This window comes from Actinoplanes sp. NPDC051494 (assembly GCF_044454705.1).
In the GTDB taxonomy this organism is placed as follows: Bacteria; Actinomycetota; Actinomycetes; order Mycobacteriales; family Micromonosporaceae; genus Actinoplanes.
Genome location: NZ_JBITDZ010000006.1, coordinates 312,025 through 335,372, shown reverse-complemented (window position 1 = coordinate 335,372; position 23,348 = coordinate 312,025). Strand labels below are relative to the sequence as shown.

Annotated in this window: 8 protein-coding genes; 1 reads left to right on the top strand and 7 read right to left on the bottom strand. The window is 71.1% G+C overall.

Annotation, left to right across the window (positions count from 1 at the left end; all coding sequences use genetic code 11):
- Positions 1–113 precede the first annotated feature (113 nt).
- Positions 114–12,941, top strand: a complete 12,828-nt coding sequence (locus ACIA6A_RS22890; RefSeq protein ID WP_396099833.1) for a hypothetical protein — start codon at positions 114–116, stop codon at positions 12,939–12,941.
- A gap of 70 nt (positions 12,942–13,011) precedes the next feature.
- On the opposite strand, the gene ACIA6A_RS22885 is transcribed toward ACIA6A_RS22890, so the two are convergent.
- The 7 genes from ACIA6A_RS22885 to ACIA6A_RS22855 all read right to left on the bottom strand — a co-directional run.
- Complete coding sequence (locus ACIA6A_RS22885; RefSeq protein ID WP_396099832.1) at positions 13,012–15,261, bottom strand: hypothetical protein; 2,250 nt, start codon at positions 15,259–15,261, stop codon at positions 13,012–13,014.
- A 1-nt stretch (position 15,262) separates the two neighbouring features.
- Positions 15,263–16,336, bottom strand: a complete 1,074-nt coding sequence (locus ACIA6A_RS22880) for a hypothetical protein (RefSeq protein WP_396099831.1) — start codon at positions 16,334–16,336, stop codon at positions 15,263–15,265.
- Between the two features lie 90 nt (positions 16,337–16,426).
- Positions 16,427–21,058 (bottom strand): hypothetical protein, encoded by a 4,632-nt coding sequence (locus tag ACIA6A_RS22875; RefSeq protein ID WP_396099830.1) that lies wholly within the window; start codon positions 21,056–21,058, stop codon positions 16,427–16,429.
- A gap of 75 nt (positions 21,059–21,133) precedes the next feature.
- Entirely contained in the window at positions 21,134–21,442 is a 309-nt protein-coding gene (locus ACIA6A_RS22870; protein WP_396099829.1) for a YbaB/EbfC family nucleoid-associated protein, read from the bottom strand.
- Between the two features lie 10 nt (positions 21,443–21,452).
- A complete protein-coding gene (locus tag ACIA6A_RS22865; protein ID WP_396099828.1) occupies positions 21,453–21,764 on the bottom strand; it encodes a WXG100 family type VII secretion target in 312 nt (103 codons plus the stop codon).
- A gap of 35 nt (positions 21,765–21,799) precedes the next feature.
- Positions 21,800–22,120, bottom strand: a complete 321-nt coding sequence (locus ACIA6A_RS22860; RefSeq protein ID WP_396099827.1) for a WXG100 family type VII secretion target — start codon at positions 22,118–22,120, stop codon at positions 21,800–21,802.
- 112 nt (positions 22,121–22,232) lie between these two features.
- The coding region (locus tag ACIA6A_RS22855; RefSeq protein WP_396099826.1) for a hypothetical protein at positions 22,233–23,348 on the bottom strand (1,116 nt) is incomplete at its 5' end.

The window sequence follows — 23,348 nt, the reverse complement described above, 5'->3', positions numbered from 1 at the left end:
GCATCCAGGCCCTGGAAACCCCACGCCCGGCCGACGGCGGCACCATCTCGGCACCGCCCCGCACCGACGGCGGCGGCACCGTCGCACCGTCCGCACCCCGTGGTCCCGGGCGGATGCTCGACGAGACCGCCACCAGCACCACCCACCCGACCACCGAACAACTTCGCCACCAGCGCGTCCAAGCCCTCGACACCCCTCCCGGCGGATCCACGCCGCGGCCCGGTGAGGTGGACACACCGGTGTCCGGGCAGTCCGACCGGTCCACCGCGACGGGTGTCGACTCGCGCCTGCTGGACGCGGCGGGCGCGCCCGCGCCGCTGCGCCCGGAGCCGGGAGCGGGCCGGATCGGGGAAGGCAACGTGCCGCTGCGGCCGGACCCGGTGGGCACCCGCGCCGACGCGCCGCTGCTCCCGGCCGAGCCCCGGGCCGGCACCCCCACCCCGGGTCGACAGTTGTTGCAGACCGGCCCCGACGGGCGTACCGATCTCGTCCGGGTCTCGGTGGAGCCGAGGTTCACCGGTGAGGGCCAGCGGCTCGGCGGCGACCCGTCCACCGCGGCGGGCCCCGGCAGACCGCTGGCGACCCCGGCGGCCGCCGAGCGACCTGTCACCGGCGGCCACGAACCGTCCTACTCCTACACCGAGCTCCGCGCCGACGGCACGATGGGCCCGACGACGCTGCGCCCGGGCGAGAACGTCCTGCACTCGCAGCCGTTGAGCGCCAGGGAGACCGGCGGCACCGGCCCCCGCGGCACCACCACCACGACACCGAACGAGCGGATCCTGAGTTACTCCGCTGAGGGCAGGTCATGGGAAGTCAACCCGGTCGCTCCGGCACATCGTCCGGCCGAGGCCGCGACAGGCGCGAAGCCCACCCAGGTCCTGCGGCAGAACCCGGACGGCAGCGTGGACCTCCTCACGTTCCAGACGCCGCCCGCGCATCCGGCCGGCCCACCGGCGAAGCCGAAGCCCGGCGAGGCGAGCTTCCATGACCTGGACGGGCCCAATGTGGGCAAGGGCTGGCAGTCCCGCCCGATCGGCCCCGGTGACAAGTTCACCGCCGAACCGGTCAGCCAGCCGCAGTCCCCCGGCCAACGCCTCGACGGCAAGGAAGTGGTGTTCAAACGCGAACCCACGTCGCTGCTGATGAAGGACCAGACGACGCACAGCTGGACGCCGATCGGGCAGACCCGTGGCGTGGAAGGACCGCCGAAGGGCTGGGGGCGCGACCCCGATGCCACTCTCGTGACGGTGGCCAAAGCCGCCCCGGACGGCAACCCGGTCTTCACCAAGAACGGCGCAGCCCCGGGTGGCCGGCCGGAGAGCTCGCACTACCGCTGGAACCAGGCTGACGGCGTCGTCGAGCCGGTGAAGGTGAAGCCCACGGCGATCGAAGTGGCCGAGATCGGCACGCAGAGCCGCTCGGTGACCATCAGCCAGTACTCGGCGACCGGTGGCAAGGGCGGCGGAAGCGAGGTCGCCGGTCTGCGGATGCTCCCCGACGGCACCCTCGGGCCCGCGAACTCCCGGGCGATCACCCCGAGCCAGGTCCGTTACGACGCGGAGAGCGGCGCTATCACCATGAACGGCGCCGAGTCGCAAGGCGGCAGGCCGGCGGGTGGCGGCGGCGGTTCGGGTGGCGGCGGTGCCCGCGGCTCCGGAGGTGGCGGCATGTCCACCCGCGACACCCCTCGAGGGTCGGCCACGCAGACCGAGGACGGGGCGGTGACCTTCGTCAAGCAGCCGCCCAGGACCGGGGAGAGCAGTGCCGCCGCGACCGCGCAGGACGCCCGTACCCACGCCGGTGCTCCTGCCCGGGACACCGGCACACCCCCTCGGGACGCCGGCGTGCCGGGCAACCGCTCCGACGCCGGTCGCACGCTGGGCACCGGCAAGCCCGCGAAGGGCCCCGGGGCCGGTCTCGGCGGACCGGCCGAGGCCGCGGCCGCCCGCACCATGACCACGCGTCCCGACGGGACGGTCGTCATCGGCGAGGCGCCGCGTAACGTACTCCGGAAGCCGCCTCCCGATGCGTCCTCCACGGCCGACGGGGTCACCGTGCCCGGCACCTCGTCGCGGTCGCACTCCGGCCTCCCGCCGCGCGAGACCGACGGGCCGAAGGGCTCGCCCGAACCCAACCGGCGCGCGCAGGAGGTGCTCGACCAGCGGCACGCCGCGCAGGATCACGCCGCCGCGACGGCGCAGGCCAAATCCGCGGAGATCGCGGCCCGGGTCACGGCCGTGCAGCAACAGTTGGCCGCCGCCGAGCGGATGACCACTGAGGCCCCCAGCACGTCGAAATCCGACGGGCTCGCGACATCGGACGCGACCCGGGCGGTGGCGCCTCCGGTGCCGATGCGGGCTCCGCTGGCGCACGAGGCACCGTACGTCACCGCGATGCCCGAGGGCCTGTCGATGACGGTCCAAGGCAACGTGGTGCACCTCCACTCCGGGGCGGCGCCCACCCGTCTTGTGCTGCGCCCCGGCCCGGAGCTGACCGTCGTCGTCGACGGCTCGGTGACCAGCCTGCCGGCCATCCGCGCCGCGCTGGCCGGGCTGCACCTGGCCCAGCCACCGGTGGCGACCGTCGAGTTCGTCGGCACCCGTCGTCCGGTCACGCCGGAACGCGCCGAGCGGATCGCCACCACGCTGCTCACCGGCCTGCCGGGCACCCCGCAGATCAGTCTGCTGGCGACCGCGCTGACCCACCCCCCGGCAGGTGAAGCGGCCGCGAACTCGTTCCGGTTCGGACCGGCGGGCACCGGCCCCGGAGCCGTCAAGGGCGGCGACGTGGTCACCCCGCCGCCGGGCGACCCGGGCGGCGACCCCGGCACCCCGCCCGGCGGCGACCCGGGCAACCCGCCCGGCGGCGGCAACGGCAACGCCGCGGCTGACGTGCCCCCTGGCTACGACTTCCCGGACGCACCGAAGACCGACCTGATCACGGAGAAGCCGGCCGATCCGCTGCCGGACGTGCCGGTCGAGCTGGAGCTCACCCGGGTACGGCAGCTGATCCGGCTCCTCGCCTCCGACGCCGGGCTGACCGCGCGCGAGACCGCCGCGGTGATCACCGAGGTTGAACGCCACTTCGGCGGGGACGTCCTCGGCCCGGTGGGCGAGGGTGCGGCCCGGCGGGTCGCGGTGCTGGAGATCTCGCAGCGCGCCGGCCTCGACCGGGACGCCGCCCTGCGGCACGCCGACGCCCTGGGGGCGGCCGACGTGAACGCCGCGCGGGTCGCGCTGGCCGGCTTCCGGCCCGTGATCAGCGTCCTGGGTGCCGATAACCGCGCCATCAGCCGGGTCGTCGACCTGTCGATCTCCCGGGCCAAGGACGACGGCGTCCAATACACCGAGGGCATGCGCGACGAGATGGTTCGGGCCCTGCGGGCCGGCGACGCGCAGGCCGCCACGAAGGTGCAGACGGAGCTCGCGGAGGCCCAGCGCAACCTGGCCCGGTTCAACGAGGCGCGCCAGCGTTTTCAGGACCGGGAGCTGGCGGAGCAGCTGCTGGAGCACGCCGCGTTGATCGCCCGTTTGCAGGAGCGGGCGGCGGCCCGCGCCGGCGATATCACGGTGGAGGTTCCGCCGGCTGGCCGGACCGCCGAGGTGGACCCGCGGTCCGAGCAGGAACTGGCCGACGACGCCACTCGCACCCAGGACGCTTTCGCCACCTTGCCGGAGATGCCGCGCGTGGAGCCGGCCGATCCGACCTTCGATCAGCGCCTGACGTCGCTGCCGGAGCTGACGATCACATCGCCGATGCCGGACCTCGAGAACCTGGTCGCGTTGATGGCGGCCGACGCGGGACTCGGCAGTGCGGCGACCGCACAGGTGCTCAGCAACCTGCGGCGCGAATTCGCTGATGCCGTGTACATGCCGGACGTGGTGGCCGCCGCGAGGCAGGCCGTCGCGCGGGACGTGGCCGGCCAGGCCTCGCCGGACACGGCATGGCTCGAGCCGTTCCTCGCGCGGATCACCGGCTCGGACGACCATGCGGACGCGGCGACGCTGGCGGAGATCAGCGCGGAACTGCGAGTGCAGCGCGCCGACCGGGAACTGGTCGAACGGGTGGCGGACATGCGGATCGGTACGGCCGGCCCCGGCGACACCGCCTTCGCCGAGGCCCGGCGCGAGCGGCTGGGCAAGGCGCTGCAGACCGGCGACCACGCGGCGTACGAGAAGATCGTCGGGGAGTTCGACGCGACCCGCGCGGGCCGTGAGAAGTCCGAAGCCGCCCGGGAAGCGACGCTCAACGAGGCGTTCGAGAAGCGGCTGGCCGAGATCAAGCAGTTCGCCGACGAGTTGGCGACGCGGGTGGCGAACCCGCCGGCCCAGCCGTTGGTGCGCGACGAGTCCTCGGTCGCCGAGCCCGGTCCCGACCCGGCGGTACTCCGGGCCCAGCAGGAGGCGGACGCTCAGCACCTGCGCGATCTACGGGCGCAGCTGAACGACATCCCGTCGGTGCCGTCCGCCAAGCCCGAGACGGCGGGGAGCCACTCCCCCACGGAGATCGACAAGCTGCTCACCGACCTGCCTGTGGTGGTCGAGGCGCCGCTGCCGTACAAGCTGGCCAAGTCGTTGTCGGCGACGGCCGGGTTGAGCAAGGACGCGACGAAGGCGGTCGTGGCCGCCATCGACATGCGCTCCGGCGGCGCGGTCGTCAGCCCGGAGCTGCTGACCGCCGAGACCCGCGCGATCATGCGGGACGTGGCCGAGCGGGCCGGTGTCGACCCGGAACGGACCCGGATCCTCACCCGGGACATCACGGCGGCCGACACGTCGGCTACGGCGCTGGCCGAGTTCCGCACCGAGCTGCGGTCGGCGAAGACCGATCGCGATCTGCGTACGCGTACCGCCGACCTCATCGTCGGCGACTTCGAACGCACCGGGTCGCGGTACACCGAGTCGGAGCGCGCCGGGCTGGTCGACGCCCTGCGGGATGGCGACACCGAGACCCTCGGCCGGATCCGCGAGCGTCTCGACACCGAGATCGCCAATCAGCGGCGGGTCCAGGAGGTCGAGGCACGCCGCACCGACGAGACGACCGACGACCGGCTGACCACCCTCGGCCAGGTGAAGCCACGCCGCGACTTCCGGTCCGTGCTGGACGAGCTGCGGACCCAGCGCCCCGTCGAACCGGACGGCGGACTCATGATGGAGCCGCTGCGGGAACGGCCCCAGCCCCCGGCCGTGCCGGTGGAGCGGCTCACCGAGGCTACGACGGCCGAGCGCGAACTGCACACCACCGGGCTCGACGTGGACAGCCGGTTCAACGCCGCCGTCCGGGAATGGCGGGACACGCATCCGGTGCAGGCGGACCGGCTCGACCCGGTGCTGTCCGCGGTGCGCGCCGAGTTCGACGCCCGCACCGGGGAGTCCTGGCGGCGGCTCTGGGAGAACGACCGCGTCAGCGGTGGCTGGGCGGCCGAGGTGGACCGGGCCGCCGCCGATCTGCCGGCGATGCTCGACGCGGCCGTGGCCCGCGGTGCCGGGCCCGTCGTGGGCGCACTGCCGGCCGAGCCCCGGACCGAGCCGCAGGTCGAGATCACGAGCGACAAGTCCGTCACCCTGCTCGCGGAGGACCTGTTCCGCCGGGTCGTCGGTGCCGTCGAGTACGACCGTGGGCTCGAGCTGCCCGCCGGCCGCCTGGAGATGATGCGGGCGGAGTTCCTGAAGAGCATGCAGGTCACCTACGGAAAGCTCGGCACCGGCGAGGAATGGGACGCGTACGTGTCCCGGCAGTGGAAGCAACTGCGGAGCGACCTGATCGCGGCCGATCTCGCGGTGACCGCGGCCCGGTCCGCGGCCCCGGCCTTCCGGCGCTTCCTCGCCGAGCAGGGCGGGACGACGGGAGCACTCGACGCCACGATGTCGGCGCACACCGTGCGGCTGCTCGGTGAGCAGTTCGCCCGCGGCTACCTCCGCGAGGTCGGCGCACTCCAGTTCGGGATGGAAGATCTTCAGCAACAGGTCTTCAGCGATGCCCTGCACGCGCTGGAGAGCCCGGCGCACCCGGGCGCCGGGCTGAGTGACGCCGAGCGTACGCAGCGGTGGGCCGCCCAACGGGAGTCCCTGCGCGAAAACTACGCCGCCCGGATCCTCACCACGCAGCACGTCGAGGAATACCGGCCCGATCTGGCGCGCGACTTCGGCGACGCGGTGACGGCCGCGGCGGCCCGCACGGAGCGGACGCCGGAGCTGCGGTCGCTCGACGCTCTGCCGCCCGCTGTGGCCGAGCGGTTCCGGGCGGAGTTCATCGCCTCCGGGCACAGCCTGTTCGACCAGGTGTGGTCGCCGGCGGTCGCGGAGGGCGCGCGCCGGTACGACGACGCGTTCCTGAGAGCAGAGCGCGAGTGGCGGTTCCACTACGAGCGCCTGCAGACCGTCGTACGCGACGACGCGTTCCTGTACCTGCAGGCACACCGGCACGACCAGGACGTGCAGTCCGCCGTCCGGCAGGCGCGCGGGGCTCACTTCAGCGTTCCGCAGTGGGCTTACGAGGCAGCGCGGCAGGCGTTCTACACCGACGCCAAGGAAAAGTTGCGGGCCGCTCTCGACAAGTCGGTGGACCCGGCGTGGGCGGGTCAGTGGAACACCCTCGCCGAGGCGATCAGGGCCGGGATCCCCGGGTACTTCACCGAGGAGGCCCTGCGCCGGCACGCGGACGCGACCGGGGAGAAGACGCCGGAGACCACGCCGAACGCGTACGACATCGCCGTGCGGGCGGTCCTCGCCGAGGCCCGCGGGGACATCGACGCGGCACTGCACCGGCCGGGCGCCGGCAGCGCCACCCGGCAGCGGATCGTCCACGAGCTCGAAGCCCGCATCCAGGAGGCCGTCACCGCGGCGGGCCTCCGCGCCGAGCGGGGCGGTCACTCCCCGACCGTGGTCGCCGCCGCCGTGGACGGCCTACGGGAGAAGCTGGCCGAGCTGGTCCTCTCGGTGCCCGCCCTGCTGCGCCACCACGTCCTGCTCGGCGACGAGCTACGGGCCGCCGGTGTCGCCTTCGACGACCTGCTCACCGTGGAGCTGCCGGCGCCCGCGGCCGAGGCCCTGGGGCGCTCGTTCGCGTACGACTGGGTGTCCGCGTACGACAAGCTCTTCCGCGGCGAGGAGGCTTCCGTGGCGGCACTGAACGGGCTGCGCGCGCTCGCCGGCACCGTTCAGCTGGGCGGCGGGTCGTCGCTGTCCGGCCTGGGCGACGGTCCCGGCACGTCCTCGGACGACTGGGACGACGATCCGGCGCCGGCCGCCGGGCCGCAGCTCACCGACTTCCCGGACGCCCCGAAGCACGACCTGTCGTCCACCGGGCTGCGCGACGACCTGCCCGACGTACCCGTCGACCGGGAGCTCGTGCGGGTGCGCAAGCTCGCCGGGGCCGTCGCCGCCGAGGCCGGGTTGAGCGAGCGCGAGATCGCGTCCGTACTCTCCGGGCTCGACGACCGCTTCGGCGGTGCGGTCCTGGGTCCGGTGGGCGAAGGCGCGGCGCGACGGTTCGCGGTGCTGGAGATCTCGCGGCACGCCGGTCTCGACCGCGACACCGCGCTCCCGCACGCCGATGCGGTGGCGTCGCCGGAGGTGCGGACGGCCGAGGCCGGCATAGCCGCTTTCCGCGCCATGATCAGCGTCGTGGGCGCCGACAACCGGGCCATCGCCCGCACCGTCGATCTGTCGATCGCCATGGCGGAGAGCGAGGGCGTGCGCTACACCGACAACACCCGGGCCGAGATGGTGCGGGCTCTGCGGTCCGGTGACGAGGCGGCCTTCGCCCGGCTGACCTCCGACGTGGAGCAAGCCCGGCGCAACCTCGCCCGCACCACCGGGACACAGCAGGCGAACGCGCTGGCCGGCCTGGAGTCGAAGCTGCGTGAGCACGCCGCGGAGATCATCCGCCGCAACGAGATGAGGGCGGCCGACGCCACCGCGGCCGACGCCGCACGTGAGCGGTACCGCGCGGACGTGGTCGACGGGCTCAAGGAGAGGTTCGGCCCCCGCGACGTCGAGGACGGCGTGACCGGGCCGGGTCCCGCGGAGGCGCTGGGTCTCCGGCACGTCGAGCCGCCGGTGGAGCGTCCGCCGGCCGAGCGGGTCACCGACGCCGACGCGTCCGATCTTCGTTTCCGGCAGGACCTCGCGGACGAGGCCGCCGCCACCGGGCGGGTCGAGGACGCGTTCGCCGGACTGCCCGAGATGCCGGAGCTGAACGTCGCCGACCCCACGTTCGACGAACGGCTGATGTCGCTGCCGGACGCGCCGGTCGAGACGACGATGCCGGAGCTGCGGGAGCTGGCCGAGTCGCTGGCGGCCGACGCCGGGCTCGGCGCCGCGGCGGTCCGGGACGTGCTCCAGGACCTGGACCAGGAGTTCGGCGACGCCGTGTTCGGCCCGGGCATCCAGGACGAGGCGACGCGGGCCGTCGTGCGCAACATCGCCCGGCGGACCCGGCTGGACCCGGCGGTGCTCGACGCCCTCGTGGAACGGATCACCGATCCGGACTTCGTGACGGCCACGTCGGCACTGACCGAACTGCGCTGGGAACTGCGGCGGGAACGCGCCGATCAGCGGCTGCTCCAACGGGTCGCCGAGCTGCGGATCAACGATGCCGAGCGCAACAACATCGGCTTCACCGAGTCGCGGCGCGAGCAATTGATCAAGGCTTTGCAGGACGGCGACGAGAAGGCCTACCGGGAACTGACCAGCGAGCTCGAGTCGGTCGTGCAGAGCCGGCAGGAGCAGGCCGCCGCCGGGGACGAGCCCCGGCTGCGGGCACTGGAGCAGCGGCTGGCCGGCCTCAAGCAGTTCGCCGACGAGCTGGACGCCCGCGAGGCCGCCCGGACCGCGGCCGCCGACGCCGCGCGGCAGCAATACCGCCAGGTCATGCGCGAGCTGGAGCAGCGGGGTGACGGTGGGCTGCGGCCGGTCGACCCGCCGGTCCGTCCCCCGGTCCGCGACCAGCTCGAGATCTCCGACGCCGACCGGGAGGCGGCCGAGGCGGACGCACAGCAGCAGCGCGACCTGAGGGCGCGACTGGACGACATCCCGGCGGCACCGGTCACCCTCCCCCCGCCCGCTCCGACCAGCGCCGACGTCGCCGAGCTGCTGGGCGACCTGCCGAAGGTCGTGGAGGCGCAGCTGCCGTACGAGCTGGCCCGGTCACTGTCGGCGGACGCCGGGCTGAGCGGGGACGTGGCGCAGGCGGTGCGGGCCGCCGTCGACCAGCGCTCCGGCGGCACGGTCGTCACCCCGGAACTGCTGGCCGCCGAGACCCGCGCGATCGTGCTGGACGTGGCCGGGCGGGCGGGCGTCGACCCCGTCGTGGCGCAGGGCTTCGCCCGCGACATCGCCTCCGCCGGCACGTCGGTCGCCGCGCTGGCTGACTTCCGCGACGAGCTGCGCGGGCTGAAGGCCGAGCGCGATCTGCGTGCCCGTGCCGCCGACGGCATCGTCGCCGCGTCCGCACGCAGCGGGTCGCGCTACACCGACTCACAGCGCGACAAGCTGGTCGACGCCATGCACAGGGGTGATGCCGAGACGCTCACCACGATGCGGGAGGGACTCGACGCCGAGGCCGTCGACCGCCGGCGGGCCGAGGAGCTCGCCGCGCTCCGGGCCGACGAGGCCATCGACGCGCGATTGACCGAGATGGGCCGCGACCAGCACCGCCAGACCTTCCCGGCCGTGCTGGGCGAACTGCGCGCCACCCAGCCCGAGCAGGGCGGCGAAGTCATGATGGCGCCGCAGACGCAGCGACCCGCCACGGTGGACGAGGAGCCGTTCACGCAAGCGGCCGCGGCTGAGCGGGAGTTGCACGCCGCGGGGCTGGACGCGGACAGCCGGTTCGCCGCAGCCGTCCAGGAGTGGCGTGCCGCCCATCCCGCACAGGCCGGTGCGCTGGACCCGCTGCTGCCCGCCGTGCGCGCCGAGTTCGACACCCGCACCGCGCGGTCCTGGCGGCAGCTCTGGGAGAACGGCGGCCTCGGTGACGGCTGGACGTCCGAGCTGGACTCCGCGGTGGCCACACTGCCGGCGATGCTGGACAAGGCCGTCGCCGACGGCATCCGGTCCACCACGCCGGTGCGCCCGCTCGGCGACGCGAGCACCGCGGCGCTCGCGGACGACATGTTCCGCGGGATCGTCGACGCTGTCGAGTACGACCGCGGGCTCGACCTGTCCGCCGCGCACCGGGATGTGGTGCGCGAGCGGTTCAAGCAGGCCATGGTGGACACGTACGAGCGGGTCGGCGCCGGCGAGCGCTGGGACGCGTACGTTTCCCGGCAGTGGAAGGATCTGCGCGCCGACCTCATCGCCGCCGATCTCGCGGTGACCGCCGCGAAGGAAGCGGCCGGGGCCTTCCACCGCTTCCTCGGCGACCGGGCCGGGCGGCCGGGTGCGCTCGACGCGACGATGTCGACGCACAGCGTGCAGCTGCTCGGTGAACAGTTCGCCCGTGACTACCTCGCCACCCACGGTCAGCACTTCGTCGGGCTGGAAGCGTTGCAGCAGCAGGCGTTCGACGATGCCCTGGCCGAGCTTCGCGACCCGCCGCACGAGGTCTCCACGCTGAGCCACGCCGTGCGTGCGCAGCAGTGGGCGGAGCAGCGGGACGCGCTGCGTACCGACTACGCCGGCCGGATCGGCACCGCGCGACGCGCCGAGGAGCACCGGCCCGACCTCGTCCGCGACTTCGGCAACGCGGTCACCGACGCGGCTGCCCGGACCGAGCGGATCCCGCACCTCAGGTCACTCGACGGGTTGCCGGCCGATGTCGCCGACCAGTTCCGGGCGGACTTCATCGCCGCCGGGCGTGGCCTCTTCGACCAGGTCTGGTCGCCGGTGATCACCGCGGGTGCCCGCGGGTACGACACCGCGTTCCAGGCGGCCGAGCGCCAGTGGCAGGTGAATTACGAGCACCTGCTGACCGGGGTACGCGACAACGCGTTCCGCTATCTGCAGGCGCACCGGCACGACGCGGCCGTGCAGGCCGCCGTGCTGGAGGCACGGGACGCGGAGTGGGAGGTGCCGGAGTCGGCTTACGCGGCGGCTGTGCGGGCGTTCTACGCCGATGCCCAGGACGCGGTGCGCACAGCCTTCGACGAGTCGGCGGATCCGGCCCAGGCGGCTCAGTGGGAGGCGCTGGCCAGGACGATCGAGGCCCGGATCCCCGGCTACTTCACCGAGGAGGCGCTGCGCCGGCACGCGAACACACCCGTCGAGCGGACCGGCACCACGCTGCCCCTGGAGGCGGCGCCCAACGCATATCAGAGCACCTCGCAGCCGTTCATCGACGACGCCCGTACGGACATCGGCGCGGCCCTGAACCGGCCCGGCCGGGACATCGCCGACGCCACCCGGCAGCGGATCACCCACGAACTCGACGTCCGCATCCAGGAGGCCACCACCGCCGCAGAGCTCCGGGCCGAGCGGGGCGGTCACACCCCGGCGGTGGTCGCCGCCGCGGTGGACGGACTGCGGCGCAAGCTCGCCGAACTGGTGCGCTCCGTGCCCGTCCTGCTGCTGCACCACGCACTGCTCGGCGACGAGGTGCGCGCCGCCGGTCTCGCCTTCGACGACCTGCTCACCGTCGAGTTGCCGGCATCGGTCACCGAGGCACTGGGCCGGTCGTTCACGCTGGACTGGCTGTCCGCGTACGACAAGCTCTTCCGTGGCGAGCCTGCTTCACCGGCGGCGCTGGCCGGGCTGCGCGACCTCGCGGCGACCGTCCAGCTCGCCGCGCCCGTCCAGCACCTGACCGACGGGGCGCTGCGCACGGCCCTGCTCGACGCGGCGGCCACGCTGCCCGGTGACCTGATCGAGGTGCCGTCCGGCATCCTGCTGCGGCAGAGCGCCTCGGGTCCGGGCGCCGCGGAGCTACTCGCGATCGCGTCGTCCTTCGCGCCGATCCCCGGCCGGCAGCGGGTGTTCGTCGGCCCGGGCGTCGACCTGACGGGATTCCTCGCGGAGACGGCGACGCTGCTGCGGGATCCGGCGATGCGGGAGCTGATCGTGGTGCACGCGCCGCTGAGCCCGCCCGCGCTGCTGCGTACCATCGCGGACCGGCTGGGGGTGACGGTCGCTCTCACCGAACGGCCCACCGATCCGGCCACCGCGCGGCGCGCGACCCCGGTCGACGCGAACGGCACGCCCACCCTGCAGGCTTGGGCGACGCATTGGCACGTACGCCCGCCCGGTGCCGCGCGACCCGCGCCGTTCGGCCTCGAGGCGTCGGGGCGCTCCTACCGGCTGCCGGAGGGCTGGGTCCTCGAGGACCTGCCGTGGTACGCGTGGGCCCGCCCGGCCCGGGTGTCCGATACCGCACTGGCCAACCGGATCCGAAACGGCGACTTCGCCGGGGACGCCCACGTCCTCGTGGGCGAGCCCGGGGTGCCGGTGCCCACCACGGTCGCGAATGCGGGTGTGGAGCTGCTGGAACGGGTGCCGTGGGTGCCTGGCGAGCAGATCCCGGTGCGCTGGTTCAGCGACCCCGAAGCGACCCCGGAGGGCACGGATTCCGGTCTCGTCCGGATGCCCCTGCTCGCGCGGGGCACGCGGACGGCCTTGGACGAGGCGACGAGCACGTTGGCCGCGACCGGGAACCTAGAGATCCGGGACGCGTTCCTGGCCGAGACCGATCCGGTCCGTCGTGACGGCCTGCTGATCGGCCTGCTGGGTCAGGGCGCGGCGGTGCTGGGTGCGCTGCCCTCACTGCACACCGGCCTGCCTGCGGCGGCCGCCTCGGACGCCGCCATGGCACAGCTCCTGGGATACGCCCACAGCGCCCTGCGGGGCGAGCCGCTGCCCGTCAAGCAGGTGCACGACGCCGCGGTGAAGCTGTCGCAGGCGGCGAAGATCCCGCTGATGACCAGCCTCGCGGAGCTTGCCTCGGCGCACCCCGCGCAGCAGGCGGTGCTGCTGCGCCTGGGCGAGTTGATCCTGGACTGCTGAGCGACGAAGAGGCCCGCCGCGCTGAGCGCGGCGGGCCTCTTCGTGTGCCGGTGTCGGTGGCGTCCGCTGGTCAGTGACAGAGATAGATCAGGTTGTTGAGCCGGCCCAGCGACGGCTTGGCGAGCTGGTCCAGGCCGAGGTCTTCCAGATGCGGCTGCAGCACGTTCTTGAAGCGGAAGAGCAACGCCGCCCGGTCCGCGCCGTTCGGGCACTTCGCGAGCTGTGCTTTCAGCGCTTCCCAGTCGATGTTCACGGCCATCACGCCGTCACCGCCGGCCCGCAGGGTCGCGAGGCCGTCCTGCTCAAGCGTATGGATCGCCGCGAAGATGGCGGCGTGGCTCTCCGCGGCGTCGAACCTCGCCGGATCCATGACGGCTCGGCTGTAGTCGTCCGCGTTCACACCGTTGATCAGCACCATGGCCTCGGCCGCACTGAGGTTCCGGCCGAGCATCATGCGGAAGAGCAGGCCGTCCCAGAGCAGGCGCGTCTGGTACGGGCCCGGCGCCGCGGTGCCGGGCGTGAGCGGCGCCAGTTCCCGGCTCGTCAGGAAGTCGAAAACGAACTGCAGGTCAGCTGTCGTCCCCCCGGGCAGGGCGCGCTCGGTGTCGATCGAGTTCCGGACAGTCGGCTCGATCGGCTGCGGCATGCTCCGGAAGGCCTCGGTGTTGCTGGCGACAGCATGGGTCAGCCGCATCACGTTGAACCACCGGTCGGCCGGAACGACGTCGGAGAGCTGACCGAGGGCCTCGCCCATCGTCGGTGCCCGCAGCTCCGTGAAGTTGTCGCTCCAGTGCGTCTGGGCCTCCGAATAGCTGTTGAGCGACAGCAGGTCCTTGAGCACCGGCGGAACGTTGTTGTCCAGGGCGGGCATGGCGTCGATCGCCCCCACGGCCTGGTTGACCATGGTCTGTGTCAGGAACTGACCGTCGCCGAGTGCCACGGGCTCGAGGCTGCCGGGCACGTGCATCTTCCAGGAGGACTTCACCTCCATGCCGTCGGCGGTCTGCACCGGGTAGACCACCACACCGCCGAACGACTCGGCCGCCTGCCGCACCTGCGGCGTATCCGCGGTCGAGATGATCAGTGGCCGGTTGTCCTGGACGAAATGGCGGAACCCGGCGTTCGTCAACGCGTCGGTCAGCCGCGGTTGGAGGTACTTGACCGGGTCGGAGGCCTTTGTCCCCTCCGGGAAACGGGCGTCGACCATGATGGTCGGCACGTTGCGCAGGTTGACGGTGTCGAGCCCGAGCCGGTTCGTGGTCTTGTCGGGCCACGCACCGACCTGGACCTGACCCTGCGGGCCGACGGTGGTGCCGGTCGGCGGGTTGATGGCCGCCGGAGGCGCCGCCGGCACCCGGTCGAGGGGCAGGGTCTGCTGGGGTACGCCGCGCTGGTTCAGCACCAGCACCCGCGCCTCGGGCTGTTCGAGCAGTTCGGTGAGGCGGTCGGTGGCACCGTCGGTCTCGAACGGCACCGGGGTGGTCTGGCCCGGCGGCAACCACTCCAGGCCCCCACCCGCACCGGGTGCGAGCGTATGGATCTGTCCGCCACCGATCACCAGGGCGAAGTCGCCGGGGTTCGACAGGAGGTGGTCCGCCAGCCCGTCGGGCCGGGCCGGCTGGGGGTCCGCACCGTTGCCGATCGCCGCGGCCAGCTGCTCCGCCGTGAGCATCGGTTGCCGGAGCAGATCGGTGACGGCCGCGGGGACGGAGGCTCCGCTCGCCCGGATCGCCGTGAGGTAGGCGCCCAGCGCGTGCCACGCGGTGTGCGGGGTCGCCGCGCTGTCGGCACCGAGCCCGCTCAGGTTGCCGGCGGCGCTGCTCATGAACTCGCCGACCGAGGCGAAATTGCCGGCGAGCGCGTCGACTGCCGCCCGGCGCTGGGCGTTCACGGCGTCCGGCAGCACCAGGTACGCGGAGGGCGTGCCGGTGAGGGAGACCCGCCCCGCGTCATCCACCGCGATGCGGTCCGCGGCCCACCGGGTGCTGGCGACCGGAAGATCGAGGGCGTTCGCGACGCTCCGCTCGACATCGCCGGTGGTGACCAGGCCGCCTTCGCGGTCGACCACCTTGATCTGCAGGTCGCCCTGCAGCCCGGAATCACGGTGCAGGTGGTTGCGCAGCGCCGGGTCGATCCCGACGTCGACCTTGTCGCCGCGCACGAACACGGTCACCTTGCCCGGCGTCGTCATCGCTCCGGTGAGCTCCCGCAGGTGCTGGTCGACCGCGTCCGGGGTCGCGGTGGGCTGCCAGTACACCCCCATGCCGGGACCCGTCACGGTCTGCAGGACACCTTCGAGGCAGTCAGCGGGACCGGCCATGTCAGTTCCTCACTTCGCCACCGGCGGGAACCGGTTCCGCGGCGGCCGGCATGAACAGCTCGGCTGTCGCGCGGTGCCGGCCGACCGCTGTCACTTCGGGGACGGTGTAGTAGTTCTCCCGGATGGCTGCCAAGAGCCCCGGGTCCGGCGCGAGGCTGTGCCGGCGCAGGTAATAGGGCACGGTGCCGGTCCACGTCCAGTGGCCATCCGTACGGTGATCCAGCGACACCTGCGGACCGTCCTGCGGTGCGAAGATGTCGACCATGCGCTCGGTGGACGACAACAGCACCGGAGCCTCTTCCAGGTAACGCAGGAGCCGGTCGCGCTCCTCGTCGTCCAGCCGCGGATGGTCGTCCGAGAAGTACGGGCCCGCGGACGGGTCGACCCCGTCGAAAGCCTTGGCGATCGCCACCGGACGGTCCGCCTCCGCCGCCCACAGCAGCGCCGCACCGCGCCGGGCGTCCAGGAAGTACGTCGTCTCCGCGTCCTCCACCGCCCGCATCTCGACGAGCGGCGCCTGATCCTCGGAGTCGGCGAGTGCTGCCATCACCCCGGCGGAAAGACCGGCCAGCTCGGCGGTCGCCCCGTCGACCTCGACCAGGAACACGCGTGCCTCACGACCCTGACCGAACCCCCGCACGGTCTCCCGCCAGGTCCGCCACACGGCGACCACACCGGGCACCGCGGTAGCCGCAGCGATCGCTGCCCGGTCCGTGTCGTCGGTGAAGGACTCGAGCATCCCGGATCCGGTGGTCAGGTCGAGGACCGGCGGCACCCAGACGTCATCGTCGACCTCGTCGCCCGAGGTCGGCCGGAACAGGTGGGCCGGCTCGTCGTCGTGGTCCCGCTGGGTCGCGCGCAGCGCCTCGGCCTGCTCGGCCGACCCGGCCAGGGCGGCCAATCGGTCGAGGTCGTCCGGGGCGATCGGGGAACGCGCCGCGGCCAGGCCCTTCGTCACGTTGTCCAGAAGAGCCGCGGCATCGTCGCGGGCCAGCGCGAACCGGGCGTCCGCCAGGTGCCGCGGCGGCAGGGCACCGCCCAGCCGCAGCAGCAACCCGTGCAGGTCTTCGTCCATCTGTGCCACTCCTTCGACAACTTGCACTCGGGTCTGGAACGGCTGGCGGGGCGCCGAGGTTCACGGCGCCCCGGTCGGCTCAGCCGGCGATCAACAGGAGAGGACGGTCTGCATGACGCGCTGGATGTTGTCCACCTGCTCGGGCATGGTCGACTTGAGCCGGTCCAGCCCTTCGACCAGGCTCACCTTGTCGTCCAGGGAGAACTGGCCCTTGTACCGGTCGAAGTTGGTCAACGCCGCGTCGAGGTTCCCGGACGTCAGCGCCGCACCGAGAGCCCCGAGGGTCGGCAGCGACAGGTCAACGGTGCCGGCCGCCGCCACCATCGACGCGAAATGATCGGTCGTCAGCGCGTCCGGGGCGCCGGTGCCCAGCTTGCCGGCCGCCTGCACCTTGCCCAGCGAGTCCATCAGGTGACCCGCGCGCTGGGCATCGCCCGTCATGCCGTAGTCGAAGACAAGATCGGCGTGCCCGACCGCACCGAACTCCAGCACCGGCTTGATGATGGCCACCTTGGGCAGATTGCCCACCCGCTCGGCCATCGCGCTCACCTCACCGAGGTGCTGCGTCATCTGCTCCGGCGACCAACCGGCCCGGTTGAACTGCTCCTTCGACTTCCCGAGGTCGGCCGCCCAGATCATCTTGGCGAGGTCCTCGTTGACCAGCTTGATGGCAGCCGTCGGTTTCGCCATCTCACGCGCACTCTGCAGCAGACCGGCGGTGACACCCTCCGCGACCTCCGGGGTGGTCCCCACCCGGTCCGTGGACCGGGGCACGGTGAACGTGAACCGCGAGCCGAGGTTGAGTCCGCCCAGACCGCCCTTGGCCAGCGTCTGGTGGATCAGCGGCGCACCGTACGGCATGATCGCGTCGAGCAGGTCATCGGTCGCCTTACCCCGGGTCGACAGCAGGGCCGGCGTTCTGCGCTGCGCGAACTGCTCCAGCATCAACCGCGCCGCGGCGACGTCCGCGGGCAGCACGCCGAGGCCCTTGCCCACGCCGACGTCGACGATCGGATTGGCTTTCGTCGCGCTCAGGGCCAGACCGTCGTAGTAAGCCTTCGCCTCGCGGGTCTCTGGACGTTCTCCGGTGACCGTAACCGGCACGTGCGAGTTCGCCGAGAAGACGTTCGGGCGGACCTCGACGAGGTTCGCCGGTTTCCACAACTCCCACGTCGGCATCGCCTCGGCGGGCTGCTGCCCCGTCGACGCGCCCGGCGGCATCTCGACCGGCTGCTGGTCGACGGCGTTCTGCAGGTGCACCGGGTCGTTCAGCCCCTTGACCAGGAAATCGGTCCGCGACAGAGCGACGAGGTTGCCGGCCGGGTCCGTCAGCGAAATGCCGCCCCCGCTCCGGGCCTCGTGCACCGCCTCCACGAGAGTGACGCCGTGCTGCCGCAGCATCGGCACGAAGGCGCCGTCCGAGGCGGACGGATGCTGCGTGACGGAGCGGAACCCACCGGCGTTGAGGCGGATCCGCCCGTCGAACCCGATCGAGTTGTTCAGGGCGACAACCTCACCCGGGCCGCCCGCCGTGACCCGCACATCCACGTTCCCGACCCCGCCGAAGACCGCACTCAGCGGATTCCACCGGGGATCCGCCATGAGAAGCTTCCACAGATCGACCAAGAAGGTGTCCAACGCGTTCCCGATCGGGAAGGCGGGATCGCAGTCCACCAGCGCGATGTCCTGCCCCTGGAACCTCGGATCGGCGACAATCAGGTCCTTCACCTGCGCCGGGGTGACCTTCTGTCCGTCGAGCAGGCCGGCGCCGGGCATCCCCTCCATGGCGAACTGGTAGACACCCGACGGCATCAGCAGGTTTCGGTCCAGCGCAGCCTTGGACGCCTGGTCCGGGCCGAACAGCGTCGCACCGGGGCGATCCGTCAGATACTCCACCCGCGAACCCGGATCGGGATGCACGACAAGGCTGTCGGAATACGCCCCGTGCCGCGTGGAAAACCTGTCCTTCGGACGGCCGTACGCATCGACGTCGTAGGTGCGCGACCGCGACGGAGGCGGCATCATGACCTGGCCGGAGGAGGGCCCGGAATTGCTCTGACTCCTGTGCTCCGAGCGATGCGAACGATGCGAACGATGCGACGAGGGCGGCGAGTCCCGGGGCGGCAAGGCCCGGGGCGGGCTGGGGTTGTTGCTGGGGTGGTAGTTGCTGCTGCGGCGACTGCTGCTGCTGGACGAGCTCGGCATGTCATCCGGCGCGTACTGGGTGGTATTCGTGCGTTGCAGGTTGCCGGGCGCGAAGCCGTAGTCCTCGCCCCAGCCCACACCAGCGCCCGTCGGAACTCGCTGCAGCGGGGGCAGGCTGTCCGCGAGCCCGCCCATGTCGAAGCTACCCGTACGGACCGGTGCATCCGGCATCCCGTCGAGCATCTGGTTTTGGAGCGCCTCGCGCGCTATCGACCTTCTACGGCCGGAGAGATCTCTGACATCCTCGCCAACGATCGAGTTCAACTTCGCGACGGCTTCCTGCAGCACGAAGATGGGATGGACGCCGCTGAACCCACCGCGACGTGACGAACCCGCAGGCGGCTCGAGCGGCTCCAGGATCTCCGCGTACGAACTCCTGATCCCCTGCCGGTTCAGTTCCGCCGAACGATAGACCTTCTGCATGTAGAGCCGGGATTGTTGCGACCAGTACGTCTGGGACAGCTCGCCCGGGTTGAGGATCGGCGCGTTGGCATCGTAGGAATTCCGGGTATGGATGGTGATGTCGGAGTCCGGGACGAGCACCGTGCCGTCCAGCTTCCAGACGGTGATGACAAGAGACTTGATAAATCCGTTCTTGATCCTGTCCAGCAGAGCAGGAACCTCGGTGAGGTCCAGCACGCCGCCACGCATGACGCCCTCGAAGACGTGCGCCACGACCGTGCCGGTGGAGACGTTCACCAGATGGTGTGAAGCGTCGGCCCAGAACTGGAAGTAGCCGGGCGTGCCCTCGCCGTAATTCGGCAGGCCGAACAGGACGTTGTCGAAACTCACCCCGAGCGGTGTGGATTCAAGAATCCGCTGGTTCCTCGGCTCGACAACACGATCGGCAACGGCCGGGTTTAGTTTCCCCCACAGGGCGAGCCGGTCAGCATAATACTCTCTCGTTTCTGCCAGCCACTGCGGGAAATTGGAACTGTACTGATTCTCTTTCCAAAGTTTCTGCGGAACCGAGAGCGCGCCGAGCTCCGCCATCGTCTGCGTGAAGGCGCCGACCCTGCTACTGCCGAACTTGGCGTTCACGTCGTTGGAGATCTGGGCGTTCGTCTTGTCCGTGGTCGCCCGCAGGTACAACTCGTAGTTGAGCTGGTGCTTGAAGGCCAGCAGCGTTTCTTGAACTCGAGGGTTTTGCCACAGGTAACCGAACTGGGACAACCGGCTCTCGACCATGTTCCAGCTCGCCATGACCGCCGGGCCGGTGATCCCGGTGCCCGACACCGGCATCCGCGCGATGTAACCCCCAGGGTCCGCCAGGTTGAGCATCGGTGGGGGCGGCGGCGGGGCGTACATCATCTGGGGCGGCGGAGGCGGGGGCGGATACTGGCCGTATCCGTATCCGTATCCGTTTCCGTACCCGGGGCCGTACATGAAGGTCAGGGAGCGCGTGGCCGGATCGATGGCCCGGCTGTTGTCCCCCAGGGAGCGCAGTTGCCCCTCAAGTTCCTTGTTCATGGTCAACGGCTGGCCGGCACGGTCCGTCACCGCCACGCCGGGACCGCGGGCGGAGGACAGCACGGGGGCGTGCATCTGCACCATAGGCGTGCGCCCGGTGCTGGTAGCCGGTGCTTCCGGGGCGTCGGTGTAGGTCCGGATGAGGTTCGGCACCAGCCCGAACCGGCCGTCGTTGCTGAGCCCGGTGGACGTCGAGACCACCTCGCTCAGCTGCGGCGACGCGGTGCTCGGCGTCGGTGCGAGCAGGGTGGCGGTCGGGAACGCCGTCAGTTTGGGGTGTTCGGCCGGCAACCGGGAGAACAGTGCGGTGGCGGCGTCGTTCAGGCCGTTCGGAGAGATCGCCACGTCGCAGACGACCAGGACGATGTTCTTCCCCGACGCCCTCAGCGCATCGCGCCCGAGCCCGTTCAGGATGTCGGTGATCGCGTCCTGCTGCTGGCCCTTGAGCAGAGCCCCGTGCATGAAGATCGGGTACTCGTCGGGCGCGAACCGGGGGTTCATGGCCTCGACGTTGTCGAACGTGGCACGGTCGCCGATCACCAGACCGGTGAAGCTGTCCGACAGGTACGTCTCGCGCGCCACCGACGGCGCCTGCGTCACCTGCGGGTTCCCGAAACCACTGAGGTCGTTCGCCAGGTGGTTCTCCGGCAGCACCAGGACGTGGGTGGCGGACTCCGGCGCGGCGGTGCGCCCCTGCGGGTCGACCGGCTGCACCAGCGGGTGGGTCAGATCGAGCAGCGGAGAGGCGGGCAACCGTACGTTCATCCGCACCTGGTTCGCCAGGGCGAGCGCGCCGTCGGTGCCGAGCGTGTCGCTGAACGCCGATCGCGGCTGATGGACCATCTGGCCCCGCTGCGCCGGCGGCTCCTTCAGGAGCATGGCCTGCACCACCGACGAGTCGATCCCGTCGCCGTACACCATGCGCGTCCCGGGGACGTGCGCGGCGTTCCGGAACTCGAGCGGGGCCGTGCTGCCGTCGATGCTGTGCCACGTACCGGACCGCAGGTGGGTGGTCATGAACTCCAGACACGGGTCCGCCGGTGCCATCTACTGCCTCCACCAAGATCGTCTGCTACCGGCTCGCCACCCGGACCGGTCAGGAACCGGTCCGGGACATACCCATCAGTTCTGAATCGACTGGAACATCTCGTTGAGTGAATCCATCCGGCGCTCGGTCATCTCGCGCAACTGCGTGCCGGCGTCCTGCAAGGCGCTGAGCATCAGCTCCTCCACCTCGTCGGCGTCGGCGTCGTTCAGCAGTTCCTGGTCGAGGTGCACGGCCGTGAACTTGCCGTCGGCGGTCATCGACACGCTCACCGAGCCGTTCGCCGCCGTGCCCGTGACCTCGGTGGCCGACAACCGGTCCCGCATGGAAGCCACCTGCTCCTGTACGGCCTTCGCCTGCTCCAGCATCCGGTCCAGATCGGACATGGATTCCTCCTCAGCGCTTCCAGGTCCGCAGGTTGGCCCACTCGCCCTCGGCGTAGTTGTTCCACGACAGGTTCATCGCCGAGGCGATCTTGCCGAGTACGCCGGTCTCGCCGAACAGGCCGTCGGCGGCGATGTTCCACTCCTGCTGCAGACCCTGGTAGTACGACTGCGCGGGGCCCTCCCACGTATCCTGCAGGGGTGACAGCTTGGCGATCAGCGCCTCGAGCTGGTCGACGATCACGTCGGCCTTGGCGTTCAGCGTCTGGCCGGCGACCTCCAGCTCCGCCGGGACCCGCAGGTTGCTACTGGTGGGATCTGGCATGGATCTCTCCTGTCTAGCGACTTCGTTACCGAGGGTTAGAGGTTCGCGCCGGGGATGTCGCCGTTGACCGCGATGAGGCTGTTGATGTTCGCCTGTTCCGCGTCGACGTAATTGTGGAAGTTGCCACGCAGGCCGCTGCCGATATCGGTGAGCGCGTCGTGCAGCATCCGGCCGAACACGTCGAAGTCGTGCATGAGGATGTCGAACTGGCCGGAGGCCACACCGTGCCAGACCGCCTGCAGCTGCACCACGTACGCCTTCAGGTTGGCGAGCTCACCCTCGATCTCGAGCGCGGTGCTGTCACAACTGCCGGCGGCACTCGCCACCATTTCCGGTGTTACGAGAATATGGTCCATCGCGATTACTTCCTTCCGCTGCCGTCGACAGCTGTTCTGCCTGCATCAGGATGCTGCGCCGAGCCCGGACAGCGCGAGTGACCTCTTTGCACGACACGGCACCGTCCCCGGCTCAACGGGACGTCGTCCGAGCTTCGGCGGTGACGTTCTTCAGGTTCGCGGTCTCGGCTCCGACGTAGTTGTCGTACGACTTCTGCATCGCCGTGATCGAGTCGTTGAGCAGGCCCTTCGTGTCCGTGGTCAGCTTCTTCAAGTCCGTGGTGAGAAGCTCGTACCTGTCCCCCGCCGGGCTGTTCCACGAGTCGGTGATCGACAGCAGGTAGTTCGACATCGCCAGCAGGCTGCTGTCGATCGAGTCCCGCTGCTTCCGCAAGCTGCCGATCGACTCCCCGAGCAGCGGGATCTGTACGGAGTACTCGTACCTCTTGCCGTCCACGATGACGGCCACCGGCTTACCGTTGGCGTCGGTGACCACACCGTTCTTGGGGTCGGTCATGAGGGTGGTGAGCCCGTCCGCGCCGTACGAGATGGTGACGCTCTTGCCATCCTTCGTCCCGTGCGTCGGACGTCCCTGAGGGTCGAACGCGTCGTAGATCCATCCGTCGGCCTGCATCAGCACGACATCGCCCGCCGGGTTACGGGTGACGATCGAGCCATCCTTGTACGTCCACACGCTCGAGCCGTCATCGTTGTAGTGGATGTCGACGGCGTTGGGCTTACCGTCCTCGCTTCCGTGCAGAGGCCGGCCCTGGCCGTCGAATTTGTCGAAGGTCCATCCACCGGATTGCAGCAGAGTCACATTCCCGGCCGGATCCCGGGTGATCTTCGTGCCGTCGCCCTGATACTTCCAGACACTCGACCCGTCACCGTTGTAATGAATGTCGACCTGCTGAGCCGGCTGACCGTTCTGGCCCGCCACAGTCCCATGCGTCGGCTTGCCCGCAGCATTGAACTGATCAAAAACCGTCCCGTCCTTCAACTCCTGACGAGTAACCGTCCCATCCGCAGCCCGGGAAACCTTCGAACCATCACCCAGATACTTCCAAACACTCGACCCGTCACCATTGTAATGAATGTCGACCTGCTGAGCCGGCTGACCATCCTGACCCGCCACAGTCCCATGCGTCGGCTTACCCGCAGCATTGAACTGATCAAAAACCGTCCCGTCCTTCAACTCCTGACGAGTAACCGTCCCATCCGCAGCCCGGGAAACCTTCGAACCATCACC